Below are 503 nucleotides of genomic sequence, written 5' to 3'. Positions count from 1 at the left end.
TGCATCTGGTGCACGAACCGGGACGCGCCCACCGGACTGCCCGCGCAGTCCGCGACCAGGTGCACGTCGATCCCGGCCCGGCCGAGCGAACGCACGGCTCCGAGCGTGCCGTGGTGGAAGGGGTTGCGGTCGACGCGCAGCAGTACGGCCGGGACGCGGAGGTCGAAGGACGGCATGAACCTGATTCCTCGAAGTCTGTTCGGATGTCTCACCCGTGCGGGTGATGGGGCATGTCTCCGGCGCCCGGACTCGGTTGGCGCAGTTCCCCTACATATGACTGGGTGTCAGTGGACGGTGGAAATGAAGCGCGAGGAGTGGACATGGCCCCACTGCAACGGACCCGAACCAGACGGCCGGCCCGTACCGCCGCCGTACTCACCGCCGGACTCCTCACCTCGGCCGCCCTCGCGTCCGGGACGGGGKTCGCCGCGGGCGGGCGGGCGGCCGAACCGGTCCCGCCCGCCGCGCCGACCGGCGTCGTGGCACGACCGGCGTCGTGGCAC

The 503-nt window shown here is 71.7% G+C and carries 2 pseudogenes; one reads left to right on the top strand and one right to left on the bottom strand.

The features are described 5' to 3' along the window. Positions 1 to 176 (bottom strand): annotated as a pseudogene (locus tag FGF04_RS41595) (ATP-grasp domain-containing protein); the annotation flags it as partial. Between the two features lie 144 nt (positions 177 to 320). Here FGF04_RS41595 and FGF04_RS40795 point away from each other — a divergent pair. Further along, positions 321 to 503 (top strand): annotated as a pseudogene (locus FGF04_RS40795) (hypothetical protein); the annotation flags it as partial.

It is taken from the genome of Streptomyces apricus, from assembly GCF_008369065.1.
Lineage (GTDB): Bacteria > Actinomycetota > Actinomycetes > Streptomycetales > Streptomycetaceae > Streptomyces > Streptomyces apricus.
This window is presented reverse-complemented; position numbering and strand designations above follow the sequence as displayed.